Raw genomic sequence first — 13,984 nt, 5'->3', positions numbered from 1 at the left:
GCTGACACAGATTGGCGCCATGAACACACGCGCCCCCCAGGTGGTCCTCGTCCGTCACGGTGAGACGGAGTGGAGCCGCAGCAGCCAGCACACCGGCCGCACGGACCTGCCGCTGTTGGAAGAGGGCCGCCAGATGGCGGAGCGGCTCCACGCGCCGCTGAGCAAGTGGCGCTTCGCCGCCGTGTGGACCAGCCCGCTGACGCGCGCGCAGGAGACGTGCGTGCTCGCGGGCTACGGCGACGTGGCCCAGAAGAAGAACGACCTGATGGAGTTCAACTACGGCGACTACGAGGGCCGCACCGGCGCGGACATCCGGACCACGCGCCCGGACTGGACGCTGTGGCAGGACGGCGTGCCCAATGGCGAAACGCTGGAGGACGTGGGCACCCGAGCCGACCGCATCATCGCGGAGGCGCGCGCTCTCCAGGACGACGTCCTCCTCTTCTCGCACGGGCACATGCTGCGCATCCTCGCCTCGCGCTGGCTGGGCCTGCCCCCGGACGGAGGCAGGCTCTTCCACCTGGGCACTGCGTCCATCAGCGTGCTGGGCTCCGAGGCCGGCGGCAAACAGCCGGTCCTCGTGAGCTGGAACGACACCACGCACCTGAAGGACTGACGCCCGCTACAGCTTCCCCTCCAGGAAGTTGCGCACCAGCGACGGGCCTTCCGGCGTCAGCACGCTCTCTGGATGGAACTGCAGGCCCACCACCGGCCGCGTGCGGTGACGCAGCGCCATCACCAGGCCATCCTGGCTCCACGCGGTGGCCTCCAACTCCGCGGGCATGGACTCCGCCGCCACCACCAGCGAGTGGTAGCGCGCCGCCTGGAAGCCCTGCCGCATGCCGGTGAAGACGCCGGTGCCGCCGTGCCGGATGTGCGCCGCCTTGCCGTGCACGGGCTCCGGTGCGCGCACCACCTGCCCGCCAAACGCAGCACCAATGGACTGGTGTCCCAGGCACACGCCCAGCACCGGCACTCGAGACTGGGAGATGGCCGCCACGCTCACCCCGGCCTCGTGCGGCGTGCACGGCCCCGGGGACACCACCAGGTGGGACGCGCCCGACGCCGCGATGCCCGCGACATCCAGCGCGTCGTTGCGCACCACCTTCACCTCCGCGCCCAGCGTGTAGAGCAACTGCACCAGGTTGAAGGTGAACGAGTCGTAATTGTCGATGACGAGGATCACCGCCCACCTCCTTCGCGAGCCAGGCGCAGCGCGGCGGCCATGGCGCCCGCCTTCGCCTCCGTCTCGTCCGCTTCCTTCATGGGGTCCGAGTCCGCCACCAGCCCCGCCCCGGCGGTCCACATGGTGCGGTCGCCATCCACGAAGAAGGTGCGCAGCGCGATGGCCACATCCAGCGTGCCGCAGAAGGACAGGTAGCCCACCGCGCCGGCATAGGGCCCGCGCCGCATGGGCTCCAGCTCGTCGATGATCTGCATCGCGCGGATCTTCGGTGCGCCTGAAACAGTGCCCGCGGGGAAGGTGCTCGCCAGCGCGTCCAGCGCGTCGAAGCGCGTGGTGTCCAGCTTGCCGCGCACCTGGGACACGATGTGCATCACGTGGCTGTAGCGCTCGATGATCATCAGGTCCTCGATGCGCACCGTGCCCGGCGCGGCCACCCGGCCCACGTCGTTGCGCCCCAGGTCCACCAGCATGATGTGCTCGGCGCGCTCCTTCTCGTCCGCGAGCAGCTCCTTCTCCAGCGCCTGGTCCTCGGCCTCGGAGCCGCCCCGGCGGCGCGTGCCCGCGATGGGCCGCACCACCACGTCCCCATCGCGCACCTGCACCAGCAGCTCCGGTGACGCGCCCACCAGCGCGCGCGCCTCGCCCAGGTCCACCAGGAACAGGTACGGAGACGGATTCACCCGCCGCAGCGCCCGGTAGAGCGACAGCGGAGGGATGGCGCCCTTCGCCTCGAACCTGCGCGCGAGCACCGCCTGGAAGCAGTCGCCCGCGCGCACGTACTCCTGCACCTTCTCCACCGCCCGGGCGTAGCCCTCGCGGTCCCAGCACGCGACGGGGGCCGGCGCGTTCTTCTGCGCGGGGACGGCGGCGTAGGCCTCCGGCGACAGCGGCCGGCGCAGCTTCTCCGCCATTGCCTCCGCGCGTCCTTCCGCGTCCTTCAGCGCCGCCGCGACACTGCCGTGCAGCGCGGGCCGAGCGATGGTGATGGCCTTGAGCGTCTGGGTGCGCGTGTCGTGGGTGACGAAGTCCTCCGCGATGAGCCACTCGGAGTCCGGGAAGCCCGTGTCGCGCGGATGGCGGTCCGGCACGCTCGGCTCGAACCACGACGTGGCGTTGTAGCCCAGGTAGCCCACGAGCCCGCCCAGGAAGGGCGCCTCGCCCGGCAGCGTCGCCACGGACAGCTCGCGCCACAGCGTGCGCAGCACGTCCAGCGGCCGGCCCTCGCGACGCTCCTCATGCGAGCCACGCCACAACGTGAGCCCGTCGCGGTCCAGCCGCACGCGGCCTGCCGGGTTCACGCCCACGTGGCTGTAGCGCCCGAAGCGCTCGCCGCCGTAGCACGACTCGAGGATGAAGCCGCGGCTTCCACCGCCCAGCTTCAGGTATGCCGACAGCGGTGTATCCAGGTCCGCCGGCAACTCCACCGACACCGGCACCGCCTGGCCTGCTTCCGCGCGCTGCCGGTAGGCTGCCTTCCGCTCCTGCGCATCCATGGTCGATTGCCCTGACCCCCTCTTCCTTCACCCGGAGGGGCTCCCGGGTGCCCGGCCTTCCGGGCCCTGCGACTACGGCTTCTTCACCTTCGTGAACACGCCGTCATTCCACTGATAGACCTCGCGCGCCGTAACCGTCCACGCCTTGCCTTCTTCCTCTTCCTCGACGGTCTTGCGCGTCACCACGGCCTGCTTCGCGGCCGCCTGGAAGGCCACCTTGAAGGTGCTGAAGTTCGGCGCGTCCGACAGCCCGGCCGCCTCCAGCGCGAGCTTCGCCTTGCCGAGCACGCCCTTCGCCTTCTTCCCGTCCGCTTGCGTGTAGCTCACGTACGTGGTGATGAAGTCCCCGCAGCGCTCCGGCGTGGACTCCATCTCCAGCAGCGCCACGCCCGCCTTCTTCGCGGGAACCAGGCGCATCTTCACCGGACCGCCATGGCCTTCACCGTAGGCCGTGGAGGCCACCTGCACGTCCACGCTGCTCACGCGCCGGGGCGGCTTCACGTTCGGCTCCAGCACGCGCACGCGAGCCTTGAACTCGTTGCTCATCACCACCGTGGCCACTTCCATCTCACCGTCCCCGTCCAGGTCGGCCTCGATGCGGAACGGAGTGAGCGTGTTGCCGAACACCCAGCCCGTGACGGGAGCGGCACCGGCGGGAGCCTTCGCATCCACCACCGCCACCTGGTACCAGGTGTTGACGTACTCCCCGACCTTCGCGCGGGTCCCCGCCTTCACCACCTTCACGGGCGTGCCCAGCATCAACGTCTGGACCACGGCCGCGTCCGCCGCCGCGTTCGCGCGAAGGTTCCCCTCGTCCACGCCCAGGTAGACCGTCTGCCCCGCCGCGAAGGCGGTGAACTCGAAGCTCTCGGGGGCCGGCGCGGCGCCCTCCTCCGCCATCGCGGCGCGGTATTCGAGCACCGTCTCGGAGTCCGGTTCTTGCGTCAGGAAGAGGGACAAGAGGAGCGCGGACGGCGTCATCACAAAGGGTCCGAGGTTGGGGTTTCCGGGTTTATCCCCTGTCCACGCCCACCATCCAAGGGGCCCTCCGGTCCCTGGCTTCGTCGTTTGGAGCGCAAGCAAGGTCAGGACGGCCGCCCGCCCCCTTGTCAGCGGAGCGCGCGAGAGGGTCCGGCCGTGGGTGGCCCCTGCTCCAAGGCCTCGTTACCTCTAGAGGACCGTGGCCACCGCGACCCACCAGGAACGAACGCCGCTGGTTTCCGTGACGCCGCAGGGGCTGTATTGCCAGGCGGGGAACTTCCACATCGACCCATGGCGTCCGGTGGAGCGGGCGCTCGTCACGCACGCGCACGGCGACCACGCCCGAAGTGGGAGCAAACGCTACCTGGGGGCAGCTCCCGGCCGAGGCCTGTTGCAGCGCCGCCTGGGAGCGGACGCGGTCATCGACACGCTGGAGTACGGCGAGAAGCTGACCGTGGGCGACACCACCGTGAGCTTCCACCCCGCGGGCCACGTGCTGGGCAGCGCGCAGATCCGCGTCGAGCACCGGGGCGAGGTCTGGGTCATCTCCGGCGACTACAAGCGCACGCCGGACCCCACGTGCGCGCCCTTCGAAGTGGTGCGCTGCAACACCTTCATCACCGAGGCGACGTTCGGCCTGCCCATCTACCGTTGGGATGAGACGGGCCTCGTGGCCCAGGACATCCTGCGCTGGTGGGACGCGAACCGCGAGGCGGGCCGCTCCGCGGTGCTCTTCTGCTACGCGCTGGGCAAGGCACAGCGCCTGTTGGCGGAGCTGGGGAAGCTCACGGACCGGCCGGCCTACGTGCACGGCGCGGTGAACGGGCTCGTCACCGCGTACCGCGAGGCGGGCATCGCGATGCTGCCCACGCAGATGGTGTCGGAGACGGAGAAGGGCACGTCCTTCGCGGGCGCGCTGGTGCTGGCGCCGCCGAGCGCGGCCGGCTCCACGTGGATGCGCCGCTTCGGCGAAGCGGAGACGGGCTTCGCGTCGGGGTGGATGCGCGTGCGAGGCAACCGGCGCCGTCGAGGCTACGACCGGGGCTTCGTGCTCTCCGACCACGCGGACTGGCCGGACCTGCTGCGCACGGTGGCGGACACACAGGCGGAGAAGGTGCTCGTCACGCACGGCTACACCGACCCCTTGTCGCACTACCTGCGGGAGCGGGGCGTGGATGCCTCGCCGCTCGCCACGCCCTTCGAGGGCGAAGCGGAGGACTGACGCGTGCGCGCCCTGGCCGACCTCTACGACACGCTCGACCAGACGACCTCCACCAACGCGAAGGTGGAGGCGATGGCGCGCTACTTCCGGCAGACGCCACCGGAGGACGCGGCCTGGGGACTGTTCTTCCTCACAGGTCAGAAGCTCAAGCGACTGCTCACGTCGAAGCTGCTGGTGGGCTGGACTCAGGAACTCACGGGCATCTCGGGCTGGCTCTTCGACGAGGTCTACGCGTCGGTGGGAGACCTGGCGGAGGTGATTGCCCTGCTGCTCGACGGAGCGAACCTCCCGCCCGAGCACGCCGAGGAGCTTCCCCTCTCACGTTGGTTGGAAGAGCGACTGCTGCCCCTGCGTGGCCTGGACGCGGCGGAGCAGCGCGAGCGAGTCGTGGGCTGGTGGAAGTCCATGCCCCGCCGCGAGCTGTTCCTCCTCAACAAGATGCTCACAGGCGAATTGCGCGTGGGCGTGTCCAACACGCTGGTGGTGCGAGCCATCGCGCAGGTCACCGGCCTGCCCCCGCCCAGCGTGGCGCACCGGCTGATGGGCACGTGGACGCCGACGAAGGCGTTCTTCGAACAGCTCGTGGCACCGGACGTATCGGACGGGCACGTGTCGCGCCCATATCCGTATTACCTCGCGTCGCCGCTGGAGCAGCCAGCGGAGTCCCTGGGCGAATTGAGCGACTGGCTCGTCGAATGGAAGTGGGACGGCATCCGGGGCCAACTCATCCGACGCCAGGGCGAGGTGTTTCTCTGGAGCCGGGGCGAGGAGCTGATCACCGAACGCTTCCCCGAAATCACCGAAGCCGCACGGGCCCTGCCCGAAGGCACGGTGCTCGACGGCGAGGTGATGGCCTACGAGGACGGAGTCCCCCTGCCCTTCGCCCGGCTCCAGCGCCGCATTGGCAGACAGAAGCTCACGCCCAAGGTGCTGGCGGAGGCCCCCGCCGCGTTCGTCGTCTACGACCTGCTGGAGCAGGACGGAAAGGACTTGCGAGAACTGCCCCTGCGCGAGCGCCGCGCGAGGCTGGAGGCCCTGCTCAAGGACCACCCACGCTTCCCCATCTCCCCCACGGTGACAGCCGCTTCGTGGGAGGAACTGGCGGAGCTGCGAAAGGAGTCCCGCGCTCGCAACGTCGAAGGCCTGATGCTCAAGCGCCTGGACTCGGTGTACCAGACGGGGCGCAAGCGCGGCGATTGGTGGAAGTGGAAGATCGATCCGTACACCGTGGATGCGGTGCTGCTCTACGCGCATCCAGGTCACGGCCGGCGCTCGTCGCTCTACACGGACTACACCTTCGCGGTGTGGAACGGCGAGGACCTGCTCCCGGTGACGAAGGCCTACTCGGGCCTCACCGACGAGGAGATTGGCAAGCTGGACCGGTGGATCCGCGCCCACACGCGGGAGAAGTTCGGCCCGGTGCGCTCGGTGGATCCGGAGCAGGTGTTCGAGCTGCACTTCAAAGCCATCGCCCCGTCCCCGCGCCACAAGTCAGGCATCGCCCTGCGCTTCCCACGCATCGCCCGCTGGCGCGCGGACAAGACGGCCAGGGACGCGGACACGCTCGATTCGCTGAAGGGGCTGCTTCATGCAGCCCACTAGGCCCCGCCGCAATCGCATGCGCGGCAAGCACGCGCCGGAGAAGCAGGGCGAATCACCGAAGCCAACAAAGACCCGCGCAAAGCGCCCCGCGCCCCGAAGCCCATCCCCATACAAAGGCACGCCGCTGGCTCAACTCCGCCAGTGGTTCGCATCCAAGGGCTGGACGCCCTACGCCTTCCAGGAAGAAGCGTGGGCCGCCTACGCGCGAGGAGACAGCGGCCTCATCCACGTGCCCACCGGCGCGGGCAAGACATACGCCGCATACCTCGGCCCGCTGGCGGACGTGGCGGAGCGCAATCAGAAGGGCCTCCAAATCCTCTACCTCACGCCACTGCGAGCCGTGTCGCGTGACGTGGAGCAGGCCCTGCGCGAACCGCTGATGGCATTGGACGCGGACCTGGAGGTGGAGAGCCGCACGGGCGACACGTCCTCTTCCGTGCGCCAACGTCAGCGCGAGCGCCTACCTCAGGTCCTCATCACCACGCCGGAGTCCCTGTCGCTCCTTCTGACACAGGAGCAGGCCGCGGAGAACTTCGCCTCACTGCGCGCCGTCATCGTGGACGAGTGGCACGAACTGCTCGCATCCAAGCGAGGCACCCAGGTGGAGCTGGCCCTGGCCCGCCTGCGCCACTTCGCTCCGGGCCTGCGCATCTGGGCGCTGTCCGCCACGCTCGCCAATCTGGAGGAGGCCGCGGGCACTGTCGTGGGCACGGACCGCAAGCCCACGCTGGTCAGCGCGGATCTGCAGCGCCCGGTGCACGTGGAGACGCTGCTGCCAGAGGAGGTGGACACCTTCCCGTGGGCCGGGCACCTGGGCTTCACCATGCTCCCACGCGTGGCGGACTGGTTGGACCCCACGCAGTCCACACTCCTCTTCACCAACACCCGCTCACAGGCGGAGCGCTGGTTCGAAGGACTGCGCTTCCTGCGCCCCGAATGGGAACACCTGCTCGCGCTGCACCATGGTTCCATCGACCGCGAGGAGCGAGAGCGCGTGGAAGGAGGCCTCAAGGACGGGAGCCTGCGCCTCGTCGTGTGCACGTCATCGCTGGACCTGGGCGTGGACTTCGGCCCGGTGGAGCGAGTCATCCAGATAGGAAGTCCCAAGGGCATTGGCCGCACGCTCCAACGCGCGGGCCGCAGCGCGCACCGTCCCGGAGCCACGTGCCGCATCCTCTTCGTCCCCACGCACGCGCTCGAACTGGTGGAGATGGCCGCCGCCCGAGACGCCATCGCGCGCCGCGAAGTGGAGCCGCGCACGCCCCTGTCCAAGCCGCTCGACGTGCTGGCCCAGCACCTGGTGACGTGCGCGCTGGGAGGAGGCTTCACCCGCGAGGCCCTGCGCGACGAGGTCCGCACCGCCACGAGCTACGCGTCCCTCACCGACGAGGAGTTCGACCAGGCCCTCACCCTGGTGCGCGAAGGAGGCCCCACGCTGCGCGCCTATCCGGAGTTCCGCCGCGTGGTGGAGGTGGACGGCCGCTTCCGCGTGCCCGACGCGCGCCTCGCCCGGCTGCACCGGCTCAACATCGGCACCATCACGTCGGACGCGTCCGTGCAGCTGCGCTACTGGAGCGGCGGCACCCTGGGCACGGTGGAGGAGTCCTACGTCAGCCGCCTGAAGCCTGGAGACACCTTCCTCTTCGCGGGCCGCCGGCTGGAGTTCAGCCGCTTCAAGGACATGACGGCGTACGTGAAGCCCGCGAAGGCCAAGGCCACCCAGACGCCGCGCTGGGGCGGCAGCCGCCTGCCCCTGTCCACCTCGCTCGCGTCCGCGATGCGCCGCACGCTGGAGGCCGCGCGCCAGGGCGATGTCACCCGGGACGAGGTCGCCGCCGCATGGCCCATCCTCGACGCACAGGCCCGCCTGTCCCGCATCCCCGGCGACGGCCGCTGTCTGGCGGAGACCTGCCGCACGCGGGACGGCTACCACCTCTTCCTGTATCCCTTTGAAGGAAGGCTCGTGCACGAAGGCCTGGCGGCGCTCCTCGCCCTGCGCCTCACGCGCCTGCGGAAGGCCACCTTCAGCCTGTCCGTGAACGACTACGGCCTGGAGCTGCTCACCTCCACACCGTTCCCCTTCGATGAAGCCCTGCGCGCGGCCCTCTTCACCCGCGAGCACCTGGTGGAGGACATCCTGGAGAGCGTGAACCTGAGCGAGCTCGCGCGCCGGCAGTTCCGCGACATCGCCCGTGTGGCCGGACTGGTGATGCCGGGCCTGCCCGGAGCGCGCAAATCCACCCGCCAGGTCCAGGCCAGCGCCGCGCTCCTCTATGACGTCTTCGTGAAGTACGACCCGGACAACCTCCTCTTGCGCCAGGCCCGCCGCGAGGTCCTGGAACATCAGTTCGAACAGGGCCGGCTCGCGCGCACCCTGGAGCGCCTGGAGGCGCACCCCGTCGAAGTCGTCCATGTCCACCGGCCCTCGCCGCTGGGCTTCCCGCTCGTCGTCGAGCGCATCAGCGCGAGCGTGTCCAACGAATCCCTGCTGGACCGCGTGCAGCGCCTCAAGGAGCGATGGTCCCAGGCCGATGCCAGACCCGCGTAGCGGACGTGGACGTGGAGCTGCTCCCGGAACGGGCCTTGCATTGGCCCGAGGCCGGCGTGCTCGCGGTGGCCGACCTGCATTGGGGCAAGACGGAGTCCTTCCAGCAGCACGGCATCCCCCTCCCCCTGGGGGTCCTGGATGACGACCTGGCCCGCCTCTCCGCCGCCCTCACCGCCACCAGCGCCCGGCGACTCTTATTGGTGGGGGACCTCGTGCACTCGCGCCAGGGGCTCACCGCGGACGTCATCAGCCGCGTGAATACCTGGCGCGAAGCTCATGCATCACTAGAAGTCGTGCTGATACGCGGCAACCATGACCGCCACGTGCGGACCCTTCCGCCCTTCTGGAGGATGGAGGACCGCGCGGAGGTATTAGACGAAGGCCCGTTCCGCTTCGCCCACCACCCGGAGCCGGCCACCGGACGCTACGTCTGGGCCGGGCACCTCCACCCCATGGTGCGGCTGTCGGGCGGAGCGGACCGGCTGCGGCTGCCCTGCTTCCACCTGGGCCCCGGCGTGGGCGTCCTGCCCGCGTTCAGCGCCTTCACGGGCGGTATGGACGTGCGGCGGGGAAGGAAGGACCGCGTCTACGCCATCGCCGGCACCGCGGTGGTGGAGGTCTAGCGCCATGAGCCAGGCCGAACGCCGCCGCGTCCTCCGGATCATCGCCACCGATGACACCCGCGACCCCGTCGACACGGACTCCCAGTAGCCCCGATTCATGCGCGGCGCGGACCGTCGCACCCTGTAGCGCGCGCCCTGAAAGGGATTGATCCCAGAGGGAAGAGTCTCCTCGCGCAAAGCTCCCTTCCGATCGCCAGAAGCGGGATTCATCACCGCGCGCGGGCAACTTGTCGCAACCGCCCCAGAAGGTGCTAAGCGCTCCTTATTCCCACTCCCCACAGAATGGTTGACACTGCCGTGCTCATGAATGATGGTCCCGCGCCGCATTGGGTCGGGAAGTTCATGAGGGACCCGCGCCCACGGCACCATCCTAGAGGTTCGTTGGACGTGACTGCCTTGCCGTCTGAGCGCCAGGAGCCACCGCCCGCCCGGTCCACCGGGACCGGGACGGCCCCCCTGACTTCCGCGCCGAACGGTTTCCCCGCGTCCACCCCTGCTTTCATGTCGCCTTCAGTCCCCTTGCCCCTGGTCCTGGTATGAGCGGCCCTCTCTTCCCACGCTGGACGAATACGGTGTCGCGCCTGTCGGCCGCGATGCTCCTCGCCGTGCCCGCCATCGCCATCGGCGGCCTCTTGGCCTACGTGCGCTCTCCGCTCGTGACCAATCAGGCGCGCCCGGTGGAACAGCCCATCGAGTTCGACCACCGGCACCACGCCGGTGACGAGCAGATCGACTGTCGCTACTGCCATTGGTCGGTGGAGAAATCCCCGTCGGCGGGCATCCCCTCCACCACCGTGTGCATGTCCTGCCACGCGCAGGTGTGGAACAAGAGCCCGTACCTCACCGAGGTCCGCAAGGCGTTCTTCGCCGACCAGCCCATCCCCTGGGTTCGCGTCCACAACCTGCCGGACTTCGTCTACTTCAACCACTCCATCCACGTGGGCAAGGGCGTCGGCTGCGCCACCTGCCACGGCCGCGTGGACCAGATGGGCGCCATCGAGCAGTCCGCCCCGCTGACGATGAGCTGGTGCCTGGATTGCCACCGCAACCCCGGCCCCAACCTCCGGCCCCCGGAGTTCATCACCAGCATGACCTGGGCGCCCCCCGCGGCGAAGGCGGAAGCTGAAGCTCTCGCCGAGACGCTCATCAAGGAATACGACGTTCACTCGCGCACGAGCTGCTCCACATGCCACCGATGAACACCAAGCCTGACAGCGCGCCCGCGCAGGAAACCCCCTCGTCCTTCGCGCTCCCGGTCGTCTCGGGCCGCAACGAGGCCGCCCCCCACGCGCACTCCCACGACGACGTCGTGGGTGAAGCGCTCGACCACGCCTCCACCCGCGCCGTTGCCGCGGAGGGCGCGTACGGCAAGACGTACTGGCTCGGCCTGGAGGAGAAGCTCGCCACGCCGGAGTTCCTGGAGGAGACCCGCCCGGAATTCCCCGTCGGCGCGGACCTTCCCCCCACCGGCTTCGCCCGCCGCGAGTTCATGCAGCTGATGGGCGCGTCGCTCGCCCTGGCTGGCGCCACCGCGTGCAGCACCCGTCCGCAGGATGAGCGGATGGTGGCGTACACGAAGACGCCGCCGGAAGTGACCCCGGGCAACCCGCTGCACTACGCGTCCGGCATGACGCTCGGAGGCCACACCTCCGGCCTGCTGATCACCGCGCGCGAAGGCCGCCCGGTGAAGATCGAAGGCAACCCCCAGCACCCCATCAACCAGGGCGCTGCCGGTGTCTTCGAGCAGGCGTTCCTGCTCTCGCTCTATGACCCGCAGCGCGCCCGCGTGCTGCGCCAGGGCAACAACCCCCGCTCGCTGCGCGTTCTGGCCGAGGACATCTCCTCCCTCGTCAGCCAGAGGGCCGTGGCCGACGGTGGCAGTCGCCTGCGCTTCCTCACGGAGCCCATCAGCTCCCCGATGCTGCGCGACGTGACGGGCCGCATCCAGAAGAAGCTGCCCAACGCGCGCTTCCACGCGTTCTCGTCCATCACGGACTCCGCCGCCGGCGAGGCGAACCGCGCGCTGTTCGGCCAGCCGGTCCAGGCCCTCTACGACCTGAGCCGCGCGGACGTCATCGTCTCCCTGGACGCGGACTTCCTGGAGAGCCGCCCGGAGAACCTGGCCCTCAACCGCCAGTTCGCGGACCGCCGCGACCCGAAGAACGGGGAGCTCAACCGCCTGTACGTCGCCGAATCGCGCATGTCGATCACCGGCGGCATGGCGGACCACCGCAAGCGCGTGAAGTCCTCCGAGGTCTTCGCCGTCGCCGCCGCGCTGGCGCAGGCCGTGGGTGGCGCCGCCGCCAGCCTGGGCGCCGCCGCGTCCGGCAAGGCCGGCTCGCTGAGCCCGGAGACCCAGTCGTGGGTGCAGGCCGTGGCCCAGGACCTCAAGTCCAAGGCCGGCCGCTCCGTGGTGCTCGCCGGTGAGCGCCAGCCCGCCGCCGTGCACGCGCTGGCGCAGGCCATCAACGGCGCGCTGGGCAACGTGGGCACGACCGTGAAGGTCGTCCCGGCCGCCGCTCCGGAGGCCTCGGGCCTGTCGGAGATCAGCGCCCTGGTCGCGGACATCAAGGCTGGCAAGGTGGACACGCTGGTCATCACCGCCACCAATCCCGTCTACGCCCTCCCGGTGGACGCGGGCCTGGCGGAGGTGCTGGACCCCAAGCAGAACGCCAACCGCAAGGCGCTGTCCGTCCTGTACGCGGGCCACTACGAGGACGAGACCTCCCAGTTCGCCGACTGGTTCGTGCCCCTGGCGCACCAGCTGGAGACCTGGAGCGACGGCCGCGCGGTGGACGGCACCGTCAGCATCGCCCAGCCCCTCATCCAGCCGCTCTTCAACGGCGTGCCGGAAGCGGAGCTGTACGCGCTGTTCCTCGACGAGCCCTTCCGCCCCGCCTACCAGATCCTCCGCGACTACTGGACCGCGCAGGGTGGCGAGGCCGGCCGCGCCGACTTCGAGACCCGCTGGGAGACCTGGGTCTCCGAGGGCGTCGTCCCCGGCAGCGTCGCCTCCGCGCTGACGACCGCGACCCCGGATGCGGGCGCCGCCAACGCGCTGGTCGCTGCCTACCAGCCGCCCGCGGCCGGTGAGCTGGAGATCAACTTCGTCCACGACTACAAGCTGCTGGACGGCCGCTTCGCCAACAACGCGTGGCTCCAGGAGACGCCGGACCCCATCACGAAGATCGTCTGGGACAACGCCGCCATCCTCAGCCCGGCCACGGCCAAGAAGCTGGGCCTGGAGAACGGCCACGTCGCGGAGCTGGAGTACGGCGGCCGCAAGCTGCAGATCCCCGTCACCATCCTCCCCGGCAACGCGGACGACACCGTCACCGTGGCGCTGGGCTACGGCCGCACCGGCCTCCACGAGGTCGTGGCCAAGGGCGTGGGCGTCAACGCCAACCTGCTGCGCACCACGAACGCCCCCTGGTTCGACGGCGGCGCGAAGCTGACCAAGGTCCGCGGCAGCCACAAGTTCTCCCGCACCCAGTACCACTGGCGCATGGAGGGCCGCCCGCTGGCGCTCGACATGTCCGTCAGCGAGCTGGCGCACCCGTCGAAGGAGACGTCCCACACCCTGGAGCGCGTCCAGGCCAAGTACGAGCTGGGCAAGCAGAACAACCTGCCCGACTTCGACTACGCCAAGACGCCGCAGGAGGGCTACAAGTGGGGCATGTCCATCGACCTGTCGCGCTGCACGGGCTGCAACGCGTGCGTCGTGGCGTGCCAGGCGGAGAACAACATCCCCGTCGTGGGCAAGGAGCAGGTGGGTCGCGGCCGTGAGATGAACTGGCTGCGCATCGACCGCTACTTCCAGGGCGATGAGAACGACCCCGCCATGGTCATGCAGCCCGTCGCGTGCGTGCACTGCGAGAAGGCCCCCTGCGAGTACGTCTGCCCGGTGAACGCCACCGTGCACTCGGACGAGGGCCTCAACGACATGGTGTACAACCGCTGCATCGGCACGCGGTACTGCTCCAACAACTGCCCGTACAAGGTCCGCCGCTTCAACTACCTGCACTACACGCAGGGCAAGACGCCGACCGAGAAGATGCTGATGAACCCGGACGTCACGGTGCGCAACCGCGGCGTCATGGAGAAGTGCACCTACTGCGTGCAGCGCATCGAGCGCGTCCGCATCAACGCGCGCGTCGAGAAGCGCCTCATCCAGGAGAAGGAGCTCCAGACGGCGTGCCAGCAGACCTGCCCCACGCAGGCCATCGCCTTCGGCTCCCTGGCGGACCCCGCCCAGCGCGTCACCCAGCTCCAAGAGGACGAGCGTGCCTACCGGCTGCTGCACGAGCTGGGCACCCGCCCCCGCACCGC

10 protein-coding genes are annotated in these 13,984 nt (G+C 69.8%); 7 read left to right on the top strand and 3 right to left on the bottom strand.

What is annotated here, in order from left to right:
* The first annotated feature begins 19 nt into the window (after nt 1–19).
* On the top strand, nt 20–616 hold the full coding sequence (locus tag D7V77_RS22445; RefSeq protein ID WP_120578333.1) for a histidine phosphatase family protein: 597 nt from the start codon (nt 20–22) through the stop codon (nt 614–616).
* Nucleotides 617–622: 6 nt separating this feature from the next.
* Here D7V77_RS22445 and D7V77_RS22440 read toward each other — a convergent pair whose 3' ends face one another.
* The 3 genes from D7V77_RS22440 to D7V77_RS22430 form a co-directional block, all read right to left on the bottom strand.
* The gene (locus D7V77_RS22440; RefSeq protein ID WP_120567444.1) at nt 623–1,186 is read right to left on the bottom strand and encodes an aminodeoxychorismate/anthranilate synthase component II; all 564 of its coding nucleotides are present in this window, start codon (nt 1,184–1,186) and stop codon (nt 623–625) included.
* On the bottom strand, nt 1,183–2,679 hold the full coding sequence (locus D7V77_RS22435; RefSeq protein WP_120578332.1) for an anthranilate synthase component I family protein: 1,497 nt from the start codon (nt 2,677–2,679) through the stop codon (nt 1,183–1,185). The genes D7V77_RS22440 and D7V77_RS22435 overlap by 4 nt, the downstream gene beginning before the upstream one ends.
* A gap of 72 nt (nt 2,680–2,751) precedes the next feature.
* Complete coding sequence (locus D7V77_RS22430; RefSeq protein WP_233597160.1) at nt 2,752–3,660, bottom strand: SH3 domain-containing protein; 909 nt, start codon at nt 3,658–3,660, stop codon at nt 2,752–2,754.
* A gap of 199 nt (nt 3,661–3,859) precedes the next feature.
* Between D7V77_RS22430 and D7V77_RS22425 the strand changes: the two genes are divergently transcribed.
* The 6 genes from D7V77_RS22425 to D7V77_RS22400 form a co-directional block, all read left to right on the top strand.
* Nucleotides 3,860–4,882: a ligase-associated DNA damage response exonuclease gene (locus D7V77_RS22425; RefSeq protein ID WP_120578330.1), complete on the top strand. Its 1,023-nt coding sequence runs from the start codon at nt 3,860–3,862 to the stop codon at nt 4,880–4,882.
* A 3-nt stretch (nt 4,883–4,885) separates the two neighbouring features.
* Nucleotides 4,886–6,484: an ATP-dependent DNA ligase gene (locus D7V77_RS22420; protein ID WP_120578329.1), complete on the top strand. Its 1,599-nt coding sequence runs from the start codon at nt 4,886–4,888 to the stop codon at nt 6,482–6,484.
* On the top strand, nt 6,471–9,032 hold the full coding sequence (locus D7V77_RS22415) for a ligase-associated DNA damage response DEXH box helicase (protein ID WP_120578328.1): 2,562 nt from the start codon (nt 6,471–6,473) through the stop codon (nt 9,030–9,032). The genes D7V77_RS22420 and D7V77_RS22415 overlap by 14 nt, the downstream gene beginning before the upstream one ends.
* On the top strand, nt 9,002–9,655 hold the full coding sequence (pdeM, locus tag D7V77_RS22410) for a ligase-associated DNA damage response endonuclease PdeM (RefSeq protein WP_120578327.1): 654 nt from the start codon (nt 9,002–9,004) through the stop codon (nt 9,653–9,655). Before D7V77_RS22415 ends, pdeM begins: the two co-directional genes overlap by 31 nt.
* A 536-nt stretch (nt 9,656–10,191) precedes the next feature.
* Nucleotides 10,192–10,854 (top strand): cytochrome c3 family protein, encoded by a 663-nt coding sequence (locus D7V77_RS22405; RefSeq protein ID WP_120578326.1) that lies wholly within the window; start codon nt 10,192–10,194, stop codon nt 10,852–10,854.
* Nucleotides 10,851–13,984, top strand: a 3,134-nt coding sequence (locus D7V77_RS22400; protein ID WP_120578346.1) for a TAT-variant-translocated molybdopterin oxidoreductase, incomplete at its 3' end; no start/stop codon positions are given. The genes D7V77_RS22405 and D7V77_RS22400, both read left to right, overlap by 4 nt.

The organism is Corallococcus sp. CA041A, from assembly GCF_003612075.1.
GTDB classification, from domain to species: Bacteria; Myxococcota; Myxococcia; order Myxococcales; family Myxococcaceae; genus Corallococcus; species Corallococcus exiguus.
The sequence above is the reverse complement of the archived record's forward strand: the minus strand, read 5'-3'. Positions and strand labels throughout refer to the sequence as shown.

Bases quoted from the DNA above. Each gene is read 5' to 3' on its own strand.
- D7V77_RS22405 (WP_120578326.1), top strand. From the start codon at position 10,192: ATGAGCGGCCCTCTCTTCCCACGCTGGACGAATACGGTGTCGCGCCTG.
- D7V77_RS22430 (WP_233597160.1), bottom strand. From the start codon at position 3,660: ATGACGCCGTCCGCGCTCCTCTTGTCCCTCTTCCTGACGCAAGAACCG.
- D7V77_RS22435 (WP_120578332.1), bottom strand. From the start codon at position 2,679: ATGGATGCGCAGGAGCGGAAGGCAGCCTACCGGCAGCGCGCGGAAGCA.
- D7V77_RS22445 (WP_120578333.1), top strand. From the start codon at position 20: ATGAACACACGCGCCCCCCAGGTGGTCCTCGTCCGTCACGGTGAGACG.
- pdeM (WP_120578327.1), top strand. From the start codon at position 9,002: ATGGTCCCAGGCCGATGCCAGACCCGCGTAGCGGACGTGGACGTGGAG.
- D7V77_RS22415 (WP_120578328.1), top strand. From the start codon at position 6,471: ATGCAGCCCACTAGGCCCCGCCGCAATCGCATGCGCGGCAAGCACGCG.